We start from the raw sequence: 22,396 nt of genomic DNA, 5'->3' as shown, positions 1-22,396 counted from the left end.
GCCTGCTCCTCCGTTTTCAGACACGCCCTAAACCAGAATCAAAAATAAAAAAAGGCCTCCCATGATTCCAAGACTCTGACAGAGCCTCTTCCTTTCCGGCAATCCTTTCTGCAGTTCCGCGATCCGCTGCACAAGGCGTGCCTCATACCGGTCCAGATTCGCCTTCTGCATGGCGCGGTCCCCGGTGCCAAGGCTGCATCCGGCCTCCTGCAGCTCTTCTTTTTCTTCTTTTGTAAGGCGTGTGTCCGCCAGGTGGACTGCCGTATTCTCTTCCAGAATCGCCGGCAGTGTCTTTCCGTCCGGGCGGCGCATATCCTCGGAAATATCCTGTAAAAAATCCCGGTACGGATCCCGCATCCGCCTTCCCGTCTCCCAGAACGCATCCGGCAGCGGGGAAGCCGCCGTCACAATCTCTCCACGCAGATACTGGATAATTTTCTGCAGTGTTTCCAGATCTTTCACATGGGCCGACAGCGCCGCACTCTTTGCAAAGCCGATCCCGACGCAGGCAAGAGAAGCCGCCAGTAAAACTGCAAGCCGCATCACAGAAACGCCTCCCTTCGGTACAGTGTCGTTCCTCTTCCGTCAAAAATAGCCTGTACACTTCCGGCGCGGGGTTTCGCATCCAGCACGATGTACCGCTCGAAAACGTGGGATTCCACGAGGCGGTTCAGGAGAGGCTTCTGCTTCATATCCTCCATGGAATTGCCATGCACGGTCGCGAGCAGCTTGCACCCGCAGTTAACGACGGACTCGATCGCACGGATGTCCTCGCCCGTTCCGATCTCATCGACTGCCACCACATCGGGCGACATGGCGCGGATCAGCATCATCATGCCCTCCGCCTTCGGACAGCAGTCGAGCACATCGGTGCGGATGCCGACATCATTCTGCGCAACGCCGAGATAGCAGCCTGCGATCTCGCTCCGTTCATCGACCACACCGACGGTCAGCCCCGGATACGGCGACTCCCCGTCCGAAATCTGGCGGATGATATCGCGCAGCATCGTCGTTTTGCCGCAGCCGGGTGCGGAGACAATCAGGGTGTGCAGGAAACGGCCGTCTTCCCAAAGGTACGGCATCACTCGGTCCGCGCAGCCCTTTTTCTCATGAGCAACCCGCACGTTGATGCAGGATATATGGCTGATGCCTTTCACCTTTTCCCCTTCGATTACCGTCTTTCCGGCAATGCCGATCCGGTGGCCGCCCTCCACGGTCAGAAAACCCTGCCGCAGTTCATCCTCGTAGGCGTAGAGGGAAAAACTTCCTATGTAATCCATCGTATCGCGGATATCCGTCGGTGAGACGGGATAACCTTTCTCCCACTCCCCGGTCAGTGCTCCGTCCGGGGTCAGAAAGTACTCCTGATCCTTTGCGACCACCAGAAGCGGCGCGCCGGTCCGCAGACGGATTTCCTGCAGGTCATCGGCCAGCAGATCTGTGTTTTTCAGAATTTTCCGTATATTTGCAGAAAACAGGCGCAAAAGTTCCCTTTGCTCCTGTTTTTTCTCTGGCGTAACAATATCCTTTTGTCTTCCTGTCCTTTTCATCTTCACCACCTCTTATCGTTATATATATGAGATGGCGGGACAGGTTATGCACGGTTTTTATGGTTCTATTCTTTTCATGCAGATTTTCACGGGCTCCGCTGCCCAGACGGCGCCTTCATATCCTTTCTCAGGACTGAAATGTGTGCAGAAGCCCTCTTTCTTTTCCGTTCCAAGAGAACCCGAAAGACCGGTTCCCCTCCACTTGCCGTAGCTCTCCTCCTCGGTCCAGATCCGGAAAAACAGCGTTTCAGCATTCTCCGCTGCGGCAAGGCGTTTCTGGTCTTCGGCGGAAAAATACCGTTCTGCCATGCGCTCCCAGGCAGCGCGGCGGTGCTGCTGCAGATCCATGCCGATCGGAATGGAAGCAAAAGCGCAGGCAGCGTATTCCCCCGAATGAGAAATATTAAAACAGATCTGCGGATGCCCTGGCAGGTACGGTTTTCCGTGCGCATTCCGTTCGATCATTATCTTTTCTCCATCCAGCCCATACTGTTCCTTCATTCCCATCCGGAACAGCTCCCATCCGCACTGCGAGAGTTCCCGTTCCAGCTCTTTTTTTTCGCCCTCCGGCTGCGTAATTTTTTTCAGATAAACTACCGTCTCCTGCATTCTGCTTCTCCCTCTTCATAGAAAAATAGACCGCGAAGCCTTTCAACTTTCGGCTCCCCGGTCTCTTCTCGAAAATTCTTTCTTATGCGTTTTTACCGCAGCAGTATTTGTATTTCTTTCCGCTTCCGCACGGGCATGGATCGTTTCTTCCGATTTTTTTGCCTTTGATTACAGTGCCGGATTTTTTCTGCTCCATGTAAAGCGTTTTCTTCTGCTCTTCTGTGAAGATCTCATCCCACATCGGCAGGTTGTACAACCAGTCTGCTTTTGCGTCTACCATGTTTTTGTACAGAAGCTCTTTATCGTAAGCCAGTGTAACAACGGTATCCTCTTCCATCTCCTCGATCGGGTTCGGGATCACAAGGCTGTCGTTGATGCCGTCCAGGAAACCAACCATGGTCATAACGTCCACTTTGTATTTCTCTGCCAGCTCTTTTACGGTTCCTTTTACCACTTCATCCGGGTTGGAAAGAAGCTGCTCGTAAATGTTTTTCTCAATCAGGAAATAATTGGTCCAGAACTGCTGGAGCTGTTTTTTGTCTGCTTCCTGATTATAGGCGATATCACGCCAATTCTGTAATAAACTCATGTTATTATCCATCCTTTATCTGTTTCTCTGAGCGCGTTTTTTCGCGCCGTCCCCTAGCGGGATTCCGGTTTTTGTAACACGCTTTAGTATATCGGAAAGTCCGCGGAAAATCAACCTTTTTCTTCTTCCTGCTCCAGAATCGGGATTCTGGTATCGCCGAGCGGAATTCCTCTGTGTTCCACCGATGTAGAGAACACGATCTGCGTCTTCGTTCTTCCAAAATGCTGAAGCTGGCCGATAAACTGATCCAGCTCAGATGTCGTGTGGAACACAACCTCCATCAGCATCGAATAGTCGCCGGTCACGCAGTTGCACTCGATCACATTCGGGCAGTCGGTGATGTACGGATAGAATTCCTTTTTCCGCACCGGCTCAACCTCCAGATTGATGAATGCCTTGATCCGATAGTCGAAAACCTCCGGGTTCACACTCGCGCGGTAGCCGGTGATCACCCCGTCCTTTTCCAGGCGGTCGATTCTCGCCGAAACCGTCGGCGAAGTGAGACTTACCTTGTCTGCAATACTTTTGAGCGGAAGCCTTGCATCTTCCTGCAGCAGTTCCACAATTTTCCGGTCTGCTGTATCCAGTTCACGTTTCATTCCCTCTCCTTACGTTCCTCCTGCTCTCCTTTTTCTTTCGGAGGCAGTTTCTTTACCACCGTATTTTCCACGCGGTGTTCTTTGACCCGCATGACCTTGATCCAGAGATCGTCGGTCTCGAGTTCAAACTGGCTGCCGTCATCCGGAACCGCACCGAGTTCGCCGAAAATGTAGCCGCCGAACGTTTCATATTCATCGACCGGCAGTTTGATCTTCAGTTCCTCCGCCACATCATCCAACGAGGCACTTCCCATGATTTTCCAGATGTCTGTGGAAATCAGCTCAATTTCCGATGGCTGCCCGATCTCCGCCTCATCATTCAAGTCCCCGACAAGCTGCTCGATCAGGTTACGCACGGTGATAATTCCATCCATGCCGCCGTACTCATCCAGAACCACGGCAAAATAGTTGCCGGTCTTTTTCATGTTCTGGAACAGCGTGGCAGCCTTGATGTTTTCAGGAACAAAATAAGGCTGTTTGATTGCTTCTTTCATGACATGATCGCGGTCCTTGGTGCGAAGCCGGAAATAATCCTTGGCATCCAGAACGCCGATGATATCGTCCACAGTTTCGCCGCAGACCGGGTAATACGAGTGGCGGCTCTCATGGATGAGCTGCTCCCACTCCTCCATCGAGTCTTCCAGCCACAGAAGATCTACATCGGTTCTGTGGACGCAGATTTCATCAATGGTCAGATCATCGAACTCAAATACGTTCTGAATCATATCTTTTTCTTCATTGTCGATCGCGCCTTTTTCGCTACCGGCATCTACCATCATTCGGATTTCTTCCTCCGTCACCTGATCGTCGTCCTCATCCGGATCGATCCCCAGAAGGCGCAGGATACCGTTTGTCGATGCAGTCAGCAGCCACACAAGCGGTGCAAACACTTTCGAAGCACCGCTTACAAGACCGGAAATCCCGAGCGCAATCTGCTCAGCCTTCTGCATTGCAATCCTTTTCGGCACCAGTTCGCCAAAGATCAGGGTGATATAAGATAAAAGCAGCGTAATCAGCACAACGGCAATCGCATCCAGTGTCTTTTCCGGAATCTTCATACCCGCGTCCACAAGAGCAGAAACGATTCGATCCGAAAAATTTTCTGCTGCAAAGGCACTTCCGAGAAAACCGGACAGAGTGATGACCACCTGTATCGTTGCAAGAAAACGGGATGGCTGTTCCGTCAGATGAAACAGCTTCGCCGCTCTTTTGTTTCCCTCCTGTGCCATTTTTTCCAGTTTAGCGTCGTTGCAGGAGACCACAGCGATCTCCGCGCAGGCAAATACCGCATTGACCGCTATCAATACGACCTGCAAAAGAATACTGCCGACTATGTCACTGTCCAAACGTTTCAAACCTCCTCAATATTATTTATGCGTTTTTCAAAAATGCCACATAGGCCTTCTTGGCCTCGTAAACATCTGCTTTGCTGGTTACTTCCCATGGAGCATGCATGCTTAATACCGGTACACCGGAGTCGATGACTTCCATGCCGTACAGGGACATGATGTAAGCGATGGTTCCGCCGCCTCCGACATCAACTTTACCAAGCTCTGCGGTCTGCCAGTTTACTTTGGCATCATCGAAAATAGCGCGGAGTGCTCCGACATACTCTGCATTGGCATCGTTGGAACCGCCTTTTCCGCCGGAACCGGTAAATTTGTTGATGACGATACCTTTTCCGAAGAAGGCTGCATTTTTCTTCTCAAATGCTGCTGCATACAGCGGATCAAATGCTGCGCTGACATCAGAAGAGAGCATTCTGGAGGAAGCAAGGCATCTTCGAAGGGCCAGTTCTGTTCCCTCTCCTGCAAGTGCAAGCAGCTCTGCCATGGTGTTCTCGAAGAAATGAGACTGCATACCGGTTGCGCCGACGCTTCCGATCTCCTCTTTGTCTACGAGCAGGCAGCAGGAGGTCTTCTCCGGTGCTTCTACTTCGAGCATTGCAACAAGAGAGGTGTATGCGCATACACGGTCATCCTGGCCGTATGCAAGGATCATGCTGGCATCCATACCAAGCTCACGTGCTTTTCCGGCCGGTACGATCTCAAGCTCTGCTGAGAGGAAATCCTCTTCTTCGATGCCGTATTTGTCGTTTAAGAGTTTTAAGGTCATGGCTTTGACTGCCTCTTTCTCAGTTCCTTCGAGCGGCTGGCTTCCGATCAGAAGGTCAAGGTTTTCGCCCTCTACAACAGTGTTTGCCGGTTTTGTCTGCTGCTCTCTGGAGAGGTGGATCAGAAGGTCTGTCACGCAGAATACCGGATCGTTGTCGTCCTCACCGATCACAACATCAACGACTTCGCCGTTCTTTTTCGCTACCACACCGTGGATGGCAAGTGGAAGGGTTACCCACTGCCATTTTTTGATACCGCCGTAGTAGTGGGTATCGAGATATGTAAATCCGTTGTCCTCATACAGCGGGTTCTGTTTTACATCGAGACGCGGGGAATCGATGTGTGCGCCGAGGATGTTCATACCTTCGGTCAGCGGTCTTGTTCCGATCTGGAACAGTGCGATGGCTTTTTTCATGCATACGGCGTAAACTTTGTCGCCTGGTTTTAATGCACGGTTTTCTTTTACGTAAGTGTCAAGGTTTACGTATCCAGCCTCTTCCGCCTGGCGCACGCTCTCTTTTACGCACTCGCGCTCTGTTTTTCCGTTGTCCAGGAATGCGCGGTAGCCGGCGTTTAATTTTTCCAGCTTTTTCATATCTTTTTTCTTGTACTCATTCCATGCTGTTTTTCGTTCCATAGCTTTTCTCTCTTTCTGTTTTCTTTATCTGATCCGTGCCGTATTTTTCTGAATCTAATCGGGCTTCCGGTCATGATTGCGATCTCTTTCATTATAATCTGTTTTGACAGGAAACACAAGGACTTTCGATGTACGGAAAAGACAAGGAAGACCCCGCGGCGGACCGTTTTTTGCGGCCGCAGCGGGGTCTTTAAGGGGAGGATAAGTATTTCCTTATTCTTCTTTTGTCTGTCTCATCGAACAGGGGAATTTCGATGATAGTCCTATTCTCCCCGGTATTTTTGTTTTTATACACTTCGTTTTCATCAGCAGCAGAAAAATCCCCGTCCGCCGCAGCAGCAGCAATTACAGATCGCATTGATCGCCATGCACTCGCAGCACCATTTGCCGAGATCGCCGGCGCTTCTCTCATAGCCGTAGCCGCTTCCCATGTCGGAATACCACTGGCCGCTGCCCTGGAGCTGGTTTAAAAGCTGCTGGTACTGCAGATTCTGCGGTTCTAATTTGACTGCCATCTCGGCATCCTGCACGGCATTGATGTTGTTGCCGAGGCGCGAATTTGCGATCGCATGCAGGAAATACCATTTTCCGCTGCGGTCGGAAATGTCGTTCAGCACGTTCATCGCCTCGCGGAAGTGGCCGCTGTTGATGTAGTTGGCTGCCGCCTGCAGCCGCATTTCCTGCTCGGAATTTCCATAATCATTCCGTGCGGAGCCGCCGTTTCCGTACGCGCCGCCGAATGGGTCGAAGCCGCCGAACGGGCCATAGCCGCCGTAAGCATCTCCGCCATACGACGAACCTCCGCTCTGGTACGAGGTGCCGTGCTCGCGTTCATCCATGATCTGTTTGTACGCCTGCTGCACCTGTTTGAATTTTTCTTCTGCTTCTGCTTTATTCGGATTATTGATATTGGCATCCGGGTGATACGTCCGGCTGAGTTTTCGGTATGCTTTTTTGATTTCATCGTCCGAAGCCCCGCGGGACACGCCCAGCACCTCATATGGATCTGTCATCAGTCTTTATTTCTCCTCTTTTTGGCGCTCTTTTGCGCTTTTTCGCATTTCGTATTTTTCCCAGATACCAGCATACAATATATTTCGCAGAATGTCTACATTTTCCAGGATCGGAAGTTTTTCAAATGCACGCGACGCTTCCGCCGTCATCATCAGCAGGATTTTTTCTGCGTTTTCCTCGAAGTCCGGCTGATCTGCGATGGACAGAAACGGGTTGTAGTTTCCGCTCTTTTTATCTTTTTCCACGTCATCAAGCGCATCCATCAGGTAAATGAATTTTCCGATGTAAAAGCCGACCTGGCGCAGATCATCGCTCCAGATGTCCTCCTCCGGAATATAGATCTCCGCCATCACCTCTCCGGTATAGCCTGCCGCAAGATCGAGGTCTGGATTGTTTTCCTTCTCGCATGCATGCAGCTTTTCGAGGTAATCCTGCACTGCTTTCGTCTGGCGCGGATACGATGCCTCGATGCGTGTCACAGATTTTTTCAAAGCCTTTGCCGCTGTAAACGCCGCGTAGTTTTTCTCGTCCTCCCAGTCATCCAGCAGATTGTAATAGGCGAGCAGCACGTTCATGTCTGCGCAGTATTTTGTGTATTTATTCCGCAGGCATTTATGTTTTTTGCCGGGATGAAGAAAGCAGTAATGCTCCTCTTCTTTTGTCTCACACTCATAAAGCCCGGTCAGCAGGATGGAAAGAAATGTCATATCAAACGTCAGCATCGCCTGACCCTTTTTTCCATACGCCTCTTTGATATCCTGACACAGACCGCAGTAGTATGCCTGATATTTGTTGTAATCTTTGACTTTCAGGTCATCCTTTCGGATGGTCACATAACCAAACATGAATCGCACTGCTCCTTTTTATCAGGTGTTTTTGATGAATTTTGTTCCGCATTTCGGGCAGCGGATCTCGATGTGGCCTTTTCCTTTCGGCACACGCACCTGCTGATGGCAGGACGGGCAGCGGAAGTAGCAGTGCTCTTTATCCTTGAATGCACGGGTTCCGCCTCGGAAGAATCCGACGACGCGGTTTTTCAGTTCCAGGAATTTCTGGTTTTCCGCATACCGTTTGGAATGGTTCTTGGACATAATGCGCACATCCGCCCAGACGATCAGGACGAGTGCCAGGGTGTAGATAAGGGAGCTCCGTACAACCGCTCCGAAAATCATCATGGCAACTGCCGCCCACATCATAAAATTGCCCAGCTGATCGATGCCGTAGCGGCCGTACATCAGGCGGGAAAGTTTTTCTTTCAGTTTATCCATTTTGTTCTCGTTTCTCCTTTTTCAAAGTATATGCCAATACTCTATCCCTTTTGAGGGAAAAAAGCAATCGAAAGCGCCATTAATTTTTTCTAAAAAATTCTTAAAACTTGCGGTGGATGTTTCTTTTCAACTGTGCTACACTTGGTTATGTTTCTTTATATTTTATTTTCAGTAAACGATCGGAGATTTTTATGAAACGACTCAAACAGATCGGCGCCCTTCTCTCCATCGCGGTCCTGATCGGATTCGGGCTTGGCGCCATGATTTTTGCGTTTATCGACACGCCGTTTGCACACAAGGCGCTGACGGTCTGCCTCTACTGTGCGATTACCGTACCAGTGCTCATCTATGCCATGATGCTGGTTGCCAAGGTTCTGTCGCACCGCGATGAGAACGACAAATCAGACAAAGGAGAAAAACAGTCATGATTGATACCATTATTTTTGATGTAGGCCGCGTACTCGTCAACTGGGACTACGAGTCCTATCTGAAACGCTTTGCTTTCGGTCCGGAAAAGACGAAAGCAATCGCCGCCGCAACCTTCGAAAGCCCTTACTGGCGCCAGTTCGACCGCGGAATTCTCACACCGGCGGAGATTGTAAAAGGATTCTGCTCCCTCGCCCCGGAATACACCGAAGAAATCAAAGAGGTTTTCGCCCACTGCGAGGAAACCATCACCCCGCTGCCGTATGCAGAAAGCTGGGTACGCTCCTTAAAAGAAAAAGGCTACCGCCTCTACATCCTCTCCAACTACTCCGGAGACCTCTTCGAGCGCACCAAAGAGAAAATGCCCTTTCTCCCCTACATGGACGGAACCCTCTTCTCCTACACCTGCCATTTAACAAAACCGGAACCGGAGATCTACCAGTACCTGATCCAGAAATTCTCCCTCACCCCGGACCGCTGCGTATTCCTCGATGACACCAAAGCAAACGTCGAGGCCGCAGAGCAGGCAGGGATTCATGGAATTCATTTTACGGGATATGAAGATGGCGTGGCACAGTTGAAAAAACTGGGCGTTCTTTAAAAAACAGGCTGCCGCATTCATGCGTCAGCCTGTTTTTTTAGTATTAACTTACGCTTTCGCCGCCTCTTCCATCAGCCGCAGCATCAGTCCGACGCTGCCGACGTTATATCCGGCATAAGCGCGTCCGCCGATGTTTCCCGGCAATGCGAGTATCAGCAGTGGGAGTTTTTCTGCGTCGATTCCCATTTTTTCGGCAATCGCCGGGGCGTCGTCGGATGGGTCGAGGTAGAGGGACATGTTGTGGATTGCTGCGCGGGCTTTCTGGAAAGTCGTGTTTTCCAGGTCGGCTTTCGTGCGGAGCACGGCTGCCATGGCAGCGTCTTTTGCGTTCCACTTCTCTGCGATTTCGATCAGCTCATTCAGAACATGCTCGGTCGGCTCCTCTCCGGTTCCGAGGAAGGCCAGAAGGATCGGGCCGTCTTTGGTGAGATCGTTCAGGGTATGCGCCTTTCCATCCAGATCCTCCAGCGTGATCTCCGGCAGTTCGATGTGCTCTAACAGCTCATCCAGCTCTTTTTTCACGGTTTCCAGATAAATCTCTTTTGCTTCTCCCGCCTTCAGTTCAAACACGCGGTATGCGGCATGCTGGTCACCGTTCGGCATACGCATACTTGTAATCAGACGATAGCAGCCCGGCTCCAGGGTCAGAGCCAGTGTTTTGCCATTGAATGCGGTTTCTTCGTAATTCAGCGTCTCAAACACCGTTCCATTCCACTTTCCGATAGTCCACGTCTGATAGTATTTCCATGCGCTTCCATCCTCCGCACGCAGTGTCAGAACCGCACTTTCCGTTTCCTCCTTCAAAACAGCTGCTTCTGTTTCCACACTGTGGAATTCCCCATCACGGTAATACTCCGGCTCCAGTGTCACCGGATTCAGTCTTGCCGCTACATTGAGACTCCGGCAGATTGCCACAAACAGAATCTTCTGCGCCAGAGGACTTCCCTGTTTCATCGTAAGGACGCCGACCGGTGTTGCCATGATCGTGTCATACTCTTCTTCTGCATGGAAGGTAATATTCTTCTTAAGATAATCCAGAATCCGTTCCGGCTGCTCCGCAAAGCTGTGTTTTGTCTCTTCCTCAAAAAATCCGCGGATCACGCTCCGATATGGCGTCAGCTCCTCGAGGAAAATACGCGGGCAAAGAAGATCCTTCCTGAAAATCTCCTCCGGCAGATCCCCCTGCTCGCAGTCGAGATGATCCTCTAAAACGGATGCCTTCAAGTCCTTCGCATCCTTTAAAGCCAGCGAAAACAGCAGCTTCTTCCGGTTCGGATTTTCATCTTTGGAAAGGAATGTATAAACCTCCTCAAAATTCTCTCCTGCCCGGTGGAAAATCTCTTCCGCTTCCGGATACGCAGCAGCCTTTTTCTCATCAAAGCATGCTGCAAACCGTGCCTTCCGAAGCCGTTCCGCCTCTGCCATCCGTGCCGCATTGCGCTCCTTCTGCTCCTTTGTGGCAACGACATTCCGTACCGGCACCTCCTTCGGTGCCCGGATTTCCAGCGTCTGCCACCTGTCATCCGCTTCCGGAACCGCCTCTTCACGAAGCACCAGTTCCAGCGAATCCTCCTCCTCAATCCGCATCATTGCCTCTGCCCGGCGTATTCCGTCAAATGCCCGTACCCGGATATCGCCAAGGCCAAGTGTCATCTGAACTTCTCCGTCCGCATCCGCAATCATCACTGCAGCCGGGAAAAACTCTGCCATATTCAGGATTTCAACCGCAATATGCGCTCCTGCAGCCGGTTTTCCATTCTCATCCTTCACAAGAATCTTCACCAGCTTCGTTCTGCCATAAAAATCTGTATGGTTAAAGTAGTACAGCGCTCCTTCTTTTCCAAGATACTCCTCGTTACTTTCCTTCACATAATCCGAGAAGTTCCGCGTATGAATCAGAATTGCCCGATTCGCCGGACCCGAGAACCAGCCGGTATCCAGCACTTCTTCCGGCTCACAGGCGCCAAGGAAATGCCACTCGCCGTCCACAAACACCTCAACCCATGCATGATTGTCATCACAGTGCGCCCATCTTGGTGTATAGACCTGCCGCGCCGCAATACCGACACTCCGATACGCCGTAACTGCAAACGTTGACTCCTCGCCGCAGCGTCCCTTTCCGCTCCGATACATCGTCATCGGAGATGCCGTTCTGCTGTCCGTCGCCTCATACGTTGCATGCTCCGCACACCAGTAATTAATCTCCAGAATTGCCTCCCAAAGACTCATTCCGGCTACACGCCCCATAATCTGCTCGTAAAAAAACGGTCTGCAGTCCGTAATATCCTCGGAATTGATCCGGTCATACAGCACATAATTTACAAACACATCCTCCGGCAGCTCCTTACACCATGCCACCTTCTCCCGCAGCATCAGCGCATGCTTCACGTACGAAAGAAAAAGATCAAATCCATATTCTCCCGCATCCCTTACCGGCATCGTGCCATACAGAAACTTCATCAGCACAGCCTCTTCTTCACTGCACTGTTTCAATTTTTCTTCGATAACAGGCATCACCGGAGCCAGAAGCTCTCTCCGTCCCTCAAATTTTTCCGTTGCATATTTTTTCAAATTTTCTGAGATCATGATTCTATCTATCCCTTTCTCTTTTTTCCTATCCGTCTCCACAACGTACATCCGCCCACCGGCGGCAGACGCCATGCGAAAAAGGATTCCTTGCGATTTTTCAGGAACACCGGAGCGAGGAGCCTTTTCACATACCGGCTGTGGGTCACTACGCTACATATTTTTCTTTATAAATGAAAGTAATTCTCCGCTGGGATCGCATTTATACTCCCAGAACATAATGCCTCCCATACCCTTTTCTTTCAGGTACGCAATTTTCACACCCAGTGACTCGCAGTCCTCATAGCTGATAAATGTCTCCCCGTCAAACAGATACGGAACCTTCGCCTGCTCATCCCAATACCGGATAAATCCCCTCTTTCCGATCCAGCTCTCTTTGAGCTCGCCGTAGTCACCGCCATATCCTCCGACCGTCTCTGCTTCCATTCCAAGCCCGTTGCGGCATCCGGCGCCTTTTACTCCATCCCATTTTCTGGAATAAAACGGTACGCCAAGGATCAGCTTTTCCATTGGAACACCCGCATTTGCAAAGCCGTTCACTGCCTTCTCCACACATGCGTCAAACAGGTTTCCCTCACTGTGATACAGTGCCGCATGATGTCCCGTCACCTTCTGGAAACCGCCCTGCAGATCATACGTCATCAGCTGCACATAATCCAGATACCGGGAGGCCTCCTTCATATCTGTCTGCAGTGCAAAGTAAACATCTCCGCCGACTGCTGTCGTTACAAGCATGCCTTCTCTGTACGCGTCCAGTGTCTTCCGAGCTCCGCCAGAAGCAGCGTATAATTCTCTTTATCCGATCTGTCCGACGCAATTCCTGCCAGCGATGTGCCCGGATACTCCCAGTCAATGTCAATACCGTCCAGACCATACTCCTTCACAATTACAAGTGCACTCGCAGCAAACCGCTCTCTTCCCTCTTTTGTTCTTGCAGCCTGGGAAAAGCCGTCTGCTCCCCAGCCTCCTACGGACAATACAATCTTCAGCTCCGGGTTGCTTTTCCGAATGGATACTATTCCATCCCGTGCATCCTTTGCATCCCATACAACTTCTCCGTCCCGGATCAGACCAAATGCAATATTGATCACGGTAAGTGCCCGCACATCCTCTTCTCGCATATGATTTAAATCCGCCGTATTTACATAGCCAATTATTCTCTTCATCTCATAAGCTCCTCTGTCCGAATCGTTTTACTCATTAAAGGTTACGACTTCCCCGTGTCCCAGATTGTAGGTGATCTCATCCTCAAGCTCTACCTTCACAACCGTTGCAAACGGATGAATACTCATCTCGCCGGCCCAGATCCAGAGTGTTCCCGGAATACCGCTCCATGGAAGGGAACCCGTATAGGAGAACCGAAGTTCTTCTCCCGTATGCAGAACCGTCACCCTTTTTACCGGCGTTTTAATGCCTTTCACGCACAGCGTCTCCTGCGGCTTATCATAGACAAAAAGATACATCGTCTTCTGATCCGCCGAAATCGTGCTTCCGCCGAGAAAATGATTGTAATCCAGTCCTTTTTCTGTTCCAAATACCGCTTCCTCGTGGTCATGAATCCATCCGCCAAGATCCAGCAGCACCTTCTCCTGACGTTCATCGAGCGTTCCGTCCTCTTTCGGTCCGATGTCCAGCAGCATTCTTCCGCCGAGGGTAATACAGTCGCAGAACATACGCACGATCTGGCCGCTGCTCTTGTAATCATTGTCCGATGGACGATATCCCCAGGAATCATTGATCGTCGTACAGAATTCCCACTCGCCTTTCGGTCCGTACAGCGGAATTCCCTGCTCCGGTGTCTCATAATCTCCGTAGCCCTGCATTCTCGAATTCAATACAACGTTCGGATTCAGCGTATGCAGATATTCCCTGAATTCCGGCATCTTCCACTGTGCCGCGCTCCGTTCCCAGTCACCATCAAACCATAAAAGATCCACCGTTCCGTAATTCGACATCAGTTCTTTTAACTGATGATTGTTGAATTCCAGAAACTCCTGCCATTTCTGCGGCTCCTCCTCTTTTCCGGCCGGGGAACCATAGATATCGTTCAAACAGTCTTCTTTTTTCATTCCTTCCGGGTAAACCGTGCGATACCGCGGATCCGACCAGTCGATCAGCGAATAATAAAGGCCGACTTTCAGACCTGCCTCACGCATGGCGGCTGTATACTCTTTTACAAGGTCGCGCGCTGCCGGCGTTTTCTTCACAACACTTAAATCACTATATCCGGTGTCAAACAGTGCCACGCCGTCATGGTGCTTTGCTGTCATAACCACGTACTGCGCACCTGCTTTTTGAAACAGCTCCGCCCATTTTTTGCATCAAACTTCGATGCCGTAAAGCCTTCACACTGTTTCATGTAGTCTTCATAAGAGATATTTCCGTTGTGGAACGACCATGACTCCGACACATCACCCACCGCATAAATCCCATAATGGATAAAAATGCCCAGCTTTGCGTTCCGAAACCAGTCCTGCATCATATCTTCCAGATCCTCCTTTTTTTGTACTCCCGGATTCTTTTTTGTTCCCGTAAAAGTTAAGAAAAAAAGACTCCGGGCATAGCTTTTTTATCCGATCCAATTACCCCTTTATTGTTCCTTCCCATTGTATCAGTTCTTGCCCAAAAAGAAAGGCATATTACCGTTTTACACTGTAATATGCCTTTTTTCATTCCATAGGAATATCATTACCTTTTCCTATTTATTTCGCGATTTCCTCAATACCCTGAGTTGCTACCCAGTCCTCAAGTCCCAGAGAGTACATACCGTCTACATAAGCCTGCCAGTCAGCATCGTTGTCAATGTCAAGCTCGCCGCATACGAACTGCGCCTGCTGCTGCTCAAAGAAATCTTTGATTGCTGTGTTCGTATCAGAGAAGGTATCAATTTTATCCAAGTCAATCCAGTAGGACGGAATAATTTCTTTGGTCAGATTTGCCTCATAAGCTTCCTCTGTTGCTTTTTTCTCATCATACATCGGATGCTCTTCTACAAACTCGAAGTCTGCCGGCAGATATTTCGGCAGAGACTGCGGCCACAGATTGCCCCAGGAATATTTTTCCTGATCTTCCTCAGACAGTGTGGTGGTGTCAATCGCATGGTATCCGTCATCCTCTTTGTTTACAATCACACCAACCGGTCCTCTGTTGCAGCCGATGCCGTTCTCCAGTGCGAATGCATTGTCAAACCAGCGGCAGATGATTTCCGGATGCTCTGCCTTGTTTGTGATGACAGCCTGGGTTCTGTATACGCTGAAGCCTTCCGTATCGCGCAGCCAGATTCCGTCTTTGTCTGTGTTCAGAACAGGCATGGAGTCGAAATCGCCTCTTTCCTCTGCAGCCGGGATTCCGGTAAACTCTCCGCTTCCGTATGCGATGGAAACGCCGTACAGGTCCTGATTTCCTTTACCTTCCCATGTGGAGCTGTCCTGTGTGTAAAGCTCTACGTCTACGAGTCCTTCTGCATACAGTTTGTGGAACCAGGAAAGGAACTCACGGTATGTATCGCTGACACCGCCGTAAACAACCTTTTCATTCTGGATTGCAATACCAAGTTTGTTCATCGGAAGTCCGAAGTAACCGGCCATAGCCTCGATATGTTTGTTGTTCGGGTCGGTAGAGAACGGGATTTCATCGGAAGCGTCACCGTTGCCGTTTGCATCCTGCTCTTTGAAGGCTTTCAAGACTGCCTCAAACTCGTCTGTAGTGGTCGGCATGCTCATGCCAACATTCTCCAGCCATTTCGTATTGATGTATGGGCTGTATCCAACGGTTGAATCGGCACATACGTACGGAATTGTGTAGATGTGTCCGTCCGGTGCTGTCATTTTTTCTCTTACACCCGGCAGATCCAGGATCGCAGAAATGTTCGGGCAATATTTCTCAAAATAATCTTCCAGCGGAATGAATACGCCCTGGTTTACACCATAGGTCAGGATTGCATTGTCGCTTAAGGTCCATCCGCCGATCACATCTGCGTAATCTCCGGAGTTCAGGTCCAGATTCAGTCTCTCTGTTGCTGTTTCATATGGATAAATTTTCAGGTCAACGTCTACATTGGTCTGTTTTTTGAACTCATCGAGCATGATAAACTCGCCGGATTCGCTGGAATCATCGCAGAAGATAGAGAAGGTGTAATCTCCCTCGTCTACCAGCGGAAGACCTTCCTGATACATAATGCCGTTTACTTTTCCGTCCTCATCCACGGTGTCGTTTGCTGCGGATGCTGCGGATGCTGCAGAAGCACTCTTTGCCGAGCTGCTTCCATTATCACTTCCACATCCGGTAAACATAGATGCCACCATTACTGCAGTTAAAACTGCTGCGACTGCTTTTCTTTTCATGATTTTTCCCTCCTGTGTTGTTCCGGCGGCATTTTCCCGCCGGAAGCGCTTTTGCCTGTCCGTTGTCCGGACTCTTTATTTACATACCGCCGTTTCCCGTGCGGCAGATAAATCGTTAAAAAAACTTCTTCTTGTAAATCAACCCTTCATGGATCCGATCATAACACCCTTTACAAAGTGCTTCTGCACCAGTGGGTACATAACCAGAACCGGGATACTGCTGATGATGATCAGCGAGTATTTCATAACGTCGATCAGCTGCTGTTTTTCCTGCAGTGCTGCTCTTGCTGCCGCAGTTGTTGCTGTCTGGGACAGCGCGGTCTGGTTCGTGATCAGGATGTTACGCAGAACCAGCTGCAACGGATACTTTGCTTTGTCCGAAATATAAACGAGTGCTGAGAAGTATGAGTTCCAGTGACCGACACCATAGTACAGAACCAGAATTGCGATGATCGCTTTGGAAAGCGGAAGTGCAATCTGGAAAAAGAATCTCGCCTGGGTGCAGCCGTCAATTTCAGCTGCCTCATACAGCTCTTCCGAAATGTTCGACTTGAAGAAGGTTCTTGCCACGATCATGTTGTATACGCTTAAGCATCCCGGAAGAATCAGTGCCCAGATCGTGTTCAGCATCTGCAGTCTCTGAATAACCAGATAGGTAGGGATCAGACCGCCGCCGAAGAACATGGTGATCAGGTAAAAAATGGTGATCGGTTTCTTTCCGGAGAAATTGCTTCTGGAAAGTGCATATGATGTCGGAAGCGTTACGATCAGGTTGACCATGACACCGCAGAAGGTGATGATCAGGGAGTTTAAAAAGCCTCTCATAACCTGGTCGTTTTTAAATACTTCTGCGTAGCCCTTCAGGGTAAATCCGATCGGGTGAAGCAGTACTTTACCACTCGATACGGCGCTTGGCGCACTGATGGATGAAATGATAACCCAGTACAGCGGATATGCCACAACAAACAGAACCAGCGTCAGGATAATGAAGCAGGCTGCGTCAAAAACGACGTCCTCTTTGCAGCGTTTTATTTTCTTTTTTGTCACTGCGGTATTTTCTTTACTCATGTTTTTGTTTCCTCCTACCACAGGCTGTTGCCCGAAAGTTTATCAGATATCGTATTGACAATGATCAGCATAACCATGTTTACGATGGTGTTGAACAGACCGATTGCTGAAGAATACGACATATCGTTGTTGATCAGACCGACCTTATAGACGTAGGTGGAAATGATCTCGGATACACTGGCATTCAGGTTGTTCTGCAGAAGGAAGGCTTTTTCGAAGCCGACGGAAAGAATGCTTCCGCAGTTCATAATCAGAAGAATGGTCGCGGTCGGCATGATCAGCGGAAGGTCGATGTGACGGATCAGCTGTAATTTCGTTGCGCCGTCTACCTTTGCCGCCTCATGCAGCTCCGGGCTGATGCCGGCGAGTGCTGCGAAGTAAATAACAGAGCTCCATCCTGTACTCTGCCATACGCCGGTCCACACATAAATGTGTCTCCAGTAGGCTTTTTTCGCCATGAAGTTGACCGCCGGAATTCCGATTGCTTCCAGTACGTGGTTGATAACACCGACGGACGGAGACAGGAACAGAATGATCATACCACACATAACTACGGTGGAAATGAAGTTCGGCGCGTAGGTGACGGTCTGGATCACTTTCCGGTATCTCTTATGGCGGAAGGAGTTCAGCATCAGTGCCAGGATGATCGGAATCGGGAATGATACAACCAGTCCGTACAGACTCAGGATCAATGTGTTCTTGATGGTGGAAGCAAAGTATGGAGAGTTGAAGAATCTCTCAAAGTAGTACATGCCTACCCACGGGCTCTTTGTGATTCCGGCTGTCGCATTAAAGCGGCGGAACGCGATCTGTACACCATACATCGGAATGTAGCTGAAGATGAATGTCAGGATTACGCCCGGAACACAGAAAAGCCAAAGCGAGATGTCTCTCTTAAAGGCGCGGATGGTGCGGCCTTTTTTCTTTGCTTTTGTTGGTTTCTCTTTCATTTCTCTCTTGTCCTCCCTTTTAAAGGTTTCGTGTTTTCCTTGATTGGAGCATCCCTTGCCGTGAACATTTTGAACATTTTGCTTTCGCATCATCCTCGCATGCTGCTTCTTTTTTATGCAACTGCCACAATCAAATCTGTTATTTAAGATTTATCCAACACTGTTTTGATGAATTTATTTTACATTTTGTTTCCTTATTTGTCAATTAATTTTTAAACACAAATATCATTTTGTTACTTTTACGCAATTTAAACCGATACTTTTTAAGCACTTTTCCCATAAATTCTCCTGTTTTTCCATTTGTTTTTCGTTTCACGGCATCGGAGCGTACGATCCATTTATATTTTTATCCATTTTCTGCAAACCAAAAGAAGGAAACTATGTTTCTTTATTTTGTAATATAGTTTCCTTCTTTGTTCATTCTTATTATATTTTTATGTTTTTTCGTTCGTTCTTACATTTCCGTCACGTTCCCGCTCCACCATTTCTCTGCTCCATCTTCAAGCATCAGCTCGTACTCATGGCAGATGACCTCTGGTTTTCCCGGAATCTGGACAAAATTCAGCTCCTCTTTTGTAAGATGGAACACAGCTTCTTTTTTCTCTCCCGGTGCAAGTGCAATTCTCGTAAAGGCTTTCAGCTCTTTGATTCTTGCCACAACGCCGCCGGAACGTTTCCGCACATACAGGCACGGAACGGAAGTTCCGGCCATATTTCCGGTATTTTCCACGGTAAAGGAAACAGAAATACCATTTTCTTCTTTTGTTACGGAAACATCACTGCCGGTAAACGTTGTGTAGGATCTTCCTTCTCCGAAGGTATGCAGCGGCTGGCTTGTCATATCACAGTACGCCGGGGCAACGGAAGTCCGATAATTGTAGCATACCGGGATCTGTCCCACGTGGCGTGGCATAGAAACCGGAAGACGGCCGGACGGATTGCTGCTTCCATAGAGAAGCTCAGCAACTGCCCTGCCTCCCATCGGTCCCGGGTAGAATGCATATAAAACGGCATCGGAAGCATTTTCGATCTTCTCGATACAGTATGCTCTTCCGGCAATTACAACCGTTACCAGTGGTTTGCCAAGGCGGGCAAGTGCTGCAATCAGTTCTTCCTGCGCGGCCGGAATGTGAACCTTCGCGGTGTCCATTCCCTCGCCGCAGTCCATCGAACGGCTGCCCGTTCCCTTCGAGGCTGCTCCGTTTGCATCGAACACAGCTCCTCCAAACCGTGAGGAGGAACCGCCGACAACGGCCACGATCACATCGCTTTCTTCTGCAAGTGCCATCGCTTTTGCTTTTTCATGCTCATCCGCCTCGGAAAAACCGGACCCCATCGCATAAGAGACTTTCACGCCATCCGGTGCTTCCTGCTTCATGCCCTGCAGAACCGTGACGCACTCGCTTTCCGGCACCGGCGGAGTATAATCGCCGAGCATACAGTAACGGTCTGCCGCATGGTAGCCGATCACTGCTACTTTTTTATATTTCTTTGCAAGCGGAAGCACCGTCTTTTCATTTTTCAGAAGCACAGCAGACTCCCGCGCCAGTGCAAGAGATACCTCCGGAATGCCGGCTTCTTCCGGTGAAAGCATGTTTTCCTCCATATAAGGATGCTCGAACAGGCCTTTTTCAAATTTCAGTTTCAGAACGCGGAGCACCGCCTCATCGATCTGGCTCTCTTCCAGAAGTCCCTGATCAACCGCCTCGCCGAGACGGCCAAAGGCTTCATCCCACAGGCTCACATCAACACCGGCCTTTCTTGCCGCAACGGCTGCATGCAGCGTATCCCCCTCTGTGTTTTTCAGGAAATCGACAGCCAGTCCGTCTGCCATCACAATGCCGTCAAAGCCCATCTCACCGCGCAGTACATCGCGAAGCAACCATGCATTTCTGTGGCAGTACACGCCGTCGATCTCGTTATACGCCGCCATGATTCCTTCCACACCGGCTTCGCAGCACGCTTTTGCAGACGGAAAATGGATTTCACGCAGCTCACGCTCCCCGATTCTCGCCGCACTCGCATTTACACCTCCGGTCGTCTCGCCCTGGGCGCAGAAATGTTTTGCCACGCTGCCGACGCCGGTCGACTGCATTCCGGTCACGGCTGCTTTTGCCATCGCTGCTGCAAGGCATGGATCCTCAGAGTAGCACTCTTCACTTCTTCCCCATCTCGGATCGCGCGCCATATCAAGTGCCGACATCAGCGCCAGCTCCACATGACCGCTCTTTAACTGCTTTCCGCATGCCTTGTAGCCTTCCGAAAGAAGCGCCGGATCAAACGTTGCTCCGGCAGCCAGGTTGACCGGAAGCAGACCTCCTCCGAGTGCCTGATGGCCATGCGGGCACTCGCTGCTCATCATCATCGGAATGCCGAGGCGGGAATGTTCCATGACGTAGTGCTGTACCATATTGTAGGCTTTCGCGGAGAGTTCCGGCACGATTCCGGTCTTCTCGTCCTTATCTGCCCACGGGTCGGCACGGTACAGGCCGTACAGAACCCCCAGTCCGCCCATGCGCTCTACTTCTTCTTTGAATTCGTCGGTCAGGGTAAATTCCTCTCCCTGCCGCTCATAGATCCGGAATCCGTACAGACGCTGATTGAGCTGTCCCACTTTTTCCTTTAATGTCATCCTTCCCAGAAGATCCTTTGCTCTCTCTTCCGGTGAAAGGGCTGTATTCTGATATGCTTCCATCTGATTTTCCTCCTTATATGCTTTCTGCCCGGCCGTTTTCTTCCTGCCGGTGTATTTTTGATCTGTTTCCCCCAAAATTCTCCTATGAAACGGCTTTATTGTATCTCATTTTTTTACTTTTGTCCACAATAAGTTATATTTCGTTCATTTTTGTTCATTTTTCATGTTGAAATTTATTACTTTTAGTGTTATGATACCTTTCGCTACTAAATTTTGCAAATTACAAAGGGAGGTTTTTACTTATGAGCAAAAACATCACGATTCCGGTTCCGGCTGTCCCGTTTGCACCGCCGGTTTATACCTGCCACCGCGCAAAAAAAGAGTTCCATCTGGACGGAAATATCAACAAACCATTCTGGGAGGACGCACCGTATACCGATGAATTTCTGGATATTCAGGGCAGCCACATGCCGCTTCCGCGTTTTGTCACCCGCGCAAAAATGCTCTGGGATGATGAAAATCTTTACGTTGCTGCCGACCTTGCCGGCGATGAAATCTGGGGTCATTTAACAGAACGCGATTCTGTCATCTACTTTGACAACGATTTCGAGATCTTCGTTGACCCGGATTCCGATACGTACCATTACTATGAATTTGAAATGAACGTTCTGAACACGGTATGGGATCTGTTTCTCGCAGAGCCGTACCGCGACGGCGGCAGCGGCCTCAATGGCTACGATATGCACGGCCTTCGCACCGCTGTCCATGTGGACGGTTCCATCAACGATCCTTCCGCTGAAAACAAAGGCTGGAGTGTTGAGGTTGTGATTCCGTTCTCTGCTCTCTACGAATACCAAAAAGAGCGCCGCGCACCGAAAAACGGAGAATTTTACCGTATGAACTTCTCCCGTGTGCAGTGGAATGTGGATGTCAAGGACAACACTTACGTAAAACGCACCGATGAAAACGGAAATGTTCTCCCGGAAGACAACTGGGTATGGGCTCCGACCGGCGTCATCAATATTCATTATCCGGAGCTGTGGGCTTTCGTCTTCTTCTCCGAGGACCGCGAGGATGCTCCATGCGACAGCACCATTCCGGAGGACGAGTATCGCAAATGGGAGCTCCGCAAGCTGTATTACGCAGAAAATATTCTGTTTGAGACAACCGGCTCCTACAGCAGCAGCCTCGATGAACTGCAGAAAACGCTGGATGCGTATGCACCGAACGACTGGAATAAATCTGTAAAAGATCTTGGATATACCATTGAAACCACCAGCCGTACGTACCTGATTTCCTGTCCGAGTGCCGATCGTGCACATCTCCTCCTTCTGTATTCCAACGGAAAGGTTGAAAAAATTACACTTTAAGCGTATAATATCGGTTAGTAGTTAAAATTTGTAACAG

Annotated in this window: 20 protein-coding genes and 1 pseudogene; 3 read left to right on the top strand and 18 right to left on the bottom strand. The window is 49.8% G+C overall.

The window, feature by feature from the left end; translation table 11 throughout:
• Positions 1–27: 27 nt before the first annotated feature.
• The 10 genes from DXA55_RS11690 to DXA55_RS11645 form a co-directional block, all read right to left on the bottom strand.
• Positions 28–543 carry a stage III sporulation protein AB gene (locus DXA55_RS11690; RefSeq protein WP_055221399.1) on the bottom strand — a complete coding sequence of 172 codons (516 nt, stop codon included), beginning with the start codon at positions 541–543 and terminating at the stop codon, positions 28–30.
• Positions 543–1,550: a stage III sporulation protein AA gene (gene spoIIIAA / locus DXA55_RS11685; RefSeq protein ID WP_117762191.1), complete on the bottom strand. Its 1,008-nt coding sequence runs from the start codon at positions 1,548–1,550 to the stop codon at positions 543–545. Before spoIIIAA ends, DXA55_RS11690 begins: the two co-directional genes overlap by 1 nt.
• Before the next feature lie 57 nt (positions 1,551–1,607).
• Positions 1,608–2,159: a 4'-phosphopantetheinyl transferase family protein gene (locus DXA55_RS11680; protein WP_117814272.1), complete on the bottom strand. Its 552-nt coding sequence runs from the start codon at positions 2,157–2,159 to the stop codon at positions 1,608–1,610.
• An 82-nt stretch (positions 2,160–2,241) separates the two neighbouring features.
• Positions 2,242–2,748: an SEC-C metal-binding domain-containing protein gene (locus DXA55_RS11675; RefSeq protein ID WP_055221393.1), complete on the bottom strand. Its 507-nt coding sequence runs from the start codon at positions 2,746–2,748 to the stop codon at positions 2,242–2,244.
• Positions 2,749–2,858: 110 nt separating this feature from the next.
• Complete coding sequence (locus DXA55_RS11670) at positions 2,859–3,335, bottom strand: Lrp/AsnC family transcriptional regulator (RefSeq protein ID WP_055221452.1); 477 nt, start codon at positions 3,333–3,335, stop codon at positions 2,859–2,861.
• Positions 3,336–3,343: 8 nt separating this feature from the next.
• Positions 3,344–4,693, bottom strand: a complete 1,350-nt coding sequence (locus tag DXA55_RS11665) for a hemolysin family protein (RefSeq protein ID WP_117814271.1) — start codon at positions 4,691–4,693, stop codon at positions 3,344–3,346.
• A 25-nt stretch (positions 4,694–4,718) separates the two neighbouring features.
• Positions 4,719–6,098: an aminopeptidase gene (locus tag DXA55_RS11660; RefSeq protein WP_117814269.1), complete on the bottom strand. Its 1,380-nt coding sequence runs from the start codon at positions 6,096–6,098 to the stop codon at positions 4,719–4,721.
• Positions 6,099–6,403: 305 nt separating this feature from the next.
• Entirely contained in the window at positions 6,404–7,111 is a 708-nt protein-coding gene (locus DXA55_RS11655; RefSeq protein WP_055221390.1) for a DnaJ domain-containing protein, read from the bottom strand.
• A 6-nt stretch (positions 7,112–7,117) separates the two neighbouring features.
• Positions 7,118–7,957 (bottom strand): DUF5685 family protein, encoded by an 840-nt coding sequence (locus DXA55_RS11650; protein ID WP_055264770.1) that lies wholly within the window; start codon positions 7,955–7,957, stop codon positions 7,118–7,120.
• A 21-nt stretch (positions 7,958–7,978) separates the two neighbouring features.
• Positions 7,979–8,380 (bottom strand): hypothetical protein, encoded by a 402-nt coding sequence (locus DXA55_RS11645; protein ID WP_022463182.1) that lies wholly within the window; start codon positions 8,378–8,380, stop codon positions 7,979–7,981.
• Between the two features lie 191 nt (positions 8,381–8,571).
• On the opposite strand from DXA55_RS11645, the gene DXA55_RS11640 reads away from it, so the two are divergent.
• Positions 8,572–8,808 carry a hypothetical protein gene (locus DXA55_RS11640; RefSeq protein ID WP_117814267.1) on the top strand — a complete coding sequence of 79 codons (237 nt, stop codon included), beginning with the start codon at positions 8,572–8,574 and terminating at the stop codon, positions 8,806–8,808.
• Positions 8,805–9,407 carry an HAD family hydrolase gene (locus DXA55_RS11635; RefSeq protein WP_117814265.1) on the top strand — a complete coding sequence of 201 codons (603 nt, stop codon included), beginning with the start codon at positions 8,805–8,807 and terminating at the stop codon, positions 9,405–9,407. The genes DXA55_RS11640 and DXA55_RS11635 overlap by 4 nt, the downstream gene beginning before the upstream one ends.
• Before the next feature lie 48 nt (positions 9,408–9,455).
• On the opposite strand, the gene DXA55_RS11630 is transcribed toward DXA55_RS11635, so the two are convergent.
• From DXA55_RS11630 to DXA55_RS11595, 8 genes and pseudogenes are all read right to left on the bottom strand, one after another.
• Complete coding sequence (locus DXA55_RS11630; RefSeq protein ID WP_117814302.1) at positions 9,456–11,993, bottom strand: transglutaminase domain-containing protein; 2,538 nt, start codon at positions 11,991–11,993, stop codon at positions 9,456–9,458.
• A 153-nt stretch (positions 11,994–12,146) separates the two neighbouring features.
• Positions 12,147–12,728: a glycoside hydrolase family 18 protein gene (locus DXA55_RS19595; protein WP_117814263.1), complete on the bottom strand. Its 582-nt coding sequence runs from the start codon at positions 12,726–12,728 to the stop codon at positions 12,147–12,149.
• Positions 12,719–13,159 (bottom strand): glycosyl hydrolase family 18 protein, encoded by a 441-nt coding sequence (locus DXA55_RS19590; protein WP_117814261.1) that lies wholly within the window; start codon positions 13,157–13,159, stop codon positions 12,719–12,721. Before DXA55_RS19590 ends, DXA55_RS19595 begins: the two co-directional genes overlap by 10 nt.
• A gap of 27 nt (positions 13,160–13,186) precedes the next feature.
• A pseudogene (locus DXA55_RS11615) lies at positions 13,187–14,472 on the bottom strand (alpha-L-fucosidase).
• A 223-nt stretch (positions 14,473–14,695) separates the two neighbouring features.
• Positions 14,696–16,336, bottom strand: a complete 1,641-nt coding sequence (locus DXA55_RS11610; protein ID WP_117814259.1) for an extracellular solute-binding protein — start codon at positions 16,334–16,336, stop codon at positions 14,696–14,698.
• 138 nt (positions 16,337–16,474) lie between these two features.
• Positions 16,475–17,404, bottom strand: a complete 930-nt coding sequence (locus DXA55_RS11605) for a carbohydrate ABC transporter permease (RefSeq protein WP_022463175.1) — start codon at positions 17,402–17,404, stop codon at positions 16,475–16,477.
• Positions 17,405–17,418: 14 nt separating this feature from the next.
• A complete protein-coding gene (locus DXA55_RS11600) occupies positions 17,419–18,354 on the bottom strand; it encodes an ABC transporter permease (RefSeq protein ID WP_022463174.1) in 936 nt (311 codons plus the stop codon).
• 454 nt (positions 18,355–18,808) lie between these two features.
• The gene (locus DXA55_RS11595; protein WP_147326120.1) at positions 18,809–21,049 is read right to left on the bottom strand and encodes a glycoside hydrolase family 3 N-terminal domain-containing protein; all 2,241 of its coding nucleotides are present in this window, start codon (positions 21,047–21,049) and stop codon (positions 18,809–18,811) included.
• 242 nt (positions 21,050–21,291) lie between these two features.
• Here DXA55_RS11595 and DXA55_RS11590 point away from each other — a divergent pair, with 242 nt between their 5' ends.
• Positions 21,292–22,359, top strand: coding sequence for a carbohydrate-binding family 9-like protein (locus tag DXA55_RS11590; protein WP_055221380.1), 1,068 nt, complete (start codon positions 21,292–21,294; stop codon positions 22,357–22,359).
• Positions 22,360–22,396 lie beyond the last annotated feature (37 nt).

Source organism: Blautia sp. OF03-13 (genome assembly GCF_003460685.1).
Lineage (GTDB): Bacteria > Bacillota > Clostridia > Lachnospirales > Lachnospiraceae > Fusicatenibacter > Fusicatenibacter saccharivorans.
This window is presented reverse-complemented; position numbering and strand designations above follow the sequence as displayed.

Bases quoted from the DNA above. Each gene is read 5' to 3' on its own strand.
- DXA55_RS11595 (WP_147326120.1), bottom strand. From the start codon at position 21,049: ATGGAAGCATATCAGAATACAGCCCTTTCACCGGAAGAGAGAGCAAAG.
- DXA55_RS11630 (WP_117814302.1), bottom strand. From the start codon at position 11,993: ATGATCTCAGAAAATTTGAAAAAATATGCAACGGAAAAATTTGAGGGA.
- DXA55_RS11690 (WP_055221399.1), bottom strand. From the start codon at position 543: ATGCGGCTTGCAGTTTTACTGGCGGCTTCTCTTGCCTGCGTCGGGATC.
- DXA55_RS11680 (WP_117814272.1), bottom strand. From the start codon at position 2,159: ATGCAGGAGACGGTAGTTTATCTGAAAAAAATTACGCAGCCGGAGGGC.
- DXA55_RS11640 (WP_117814267.1), top strand. From the start codon at position 8,572: ATGAAACGACTCAAACAGATCGGCGCCCTTCTCTCCATCGCGGTCCTG.
- DXA55_RS11635 (WP_117814265.1), top strand. From the start codon at position 8,805: ATGATTGATACCATTATTTTTGATGTAGGCCGCGTACTCGTCAACTGG.
- DXA55_RS11660 (WP_117814269.1), bottom strand. From the start codon at position 6,098: ATGGAACGAAAAACAGCATGGAATGAGTACAAGAAAAAAGATATGAAA.
- DXA55_RS11655 (WP_055221390.1), bottom strand. From the start codon at position 7,111: ATGACAGATCCATATGAGGTGCTGGGCGTGTCCCGCGGGGCTTCGGAC.
- DXA55_RS11610 (WP_117814259.1), bottom strand. From the start codon at position 16,336: ATGAAAAGAAAAGCAGTCGCAGCAGTTTTAACTGCAGTAATGGTGGCA.
- DXA55_RS11650 (WP_055264770.1), bottom strand. From the start codon at position 7,957: ATGTTTGGTTATGTGACCATCCGAAAGGATGACCTGAAAGTCAAAGAT.
- DXA55_RS11600 (WP_022463174.1), bottom strand. From the start codon at position 18,354: ATGAAAGAGAAACCAACAAAAGCAAAGAAAAAAGGCCGCACCATCCGC.
- DXA55_RS11590 (WP_055221380.1), top strand. From the start codon at position 21,292: ATGAGCAAAAACATCACGATTCCGGTTCCGGCTGTCCCGTTTGCACCG.
- spoIIIAA (WP_117762191.1), bottom strand. From the start codon at position 1,550: ATGAAAAGGACAGGAAGACAAAAGGATATTGTTACGCCAGAGAAAAAA.
- DXA55_RS19595 (WP_117814263.1), bottom strand. From the start codon at position 12,728: ATGCTTGTAACGACAGCAGTCGGCGGAGATGTTTACTTTGCACTGCAG.
- DXA55_RS11675 (WP_055221393.1), bottom strand. From the start codon at position 2,748: ATGAGTTTATTACAGAATTGGCGTGATATCGCCTATAATCAGGAAGCA.
- DXA55_RS11605 (WP_022463175.1), bottom strand. From the start codon at position 17,404: ATGAGTAAAGAAAATACCGCAGTGACAAAAAAGAAAATAAAACGCTGC.
- DXA55_RS19590 (WP_117814261.1), bottom strand. From the start codon at position 13,159: ATGAAGAGAATAATTGGCTATGTAAATACGGCGGATTTAAATCATATG.
- DXA55_RS11645 (WP_022463182.1), bottom strand. From the start codon at position 8,380: ATGGATAAACTGAAAGAAAAACTTTCCCGCCTGATGTACGGCCGCTAC.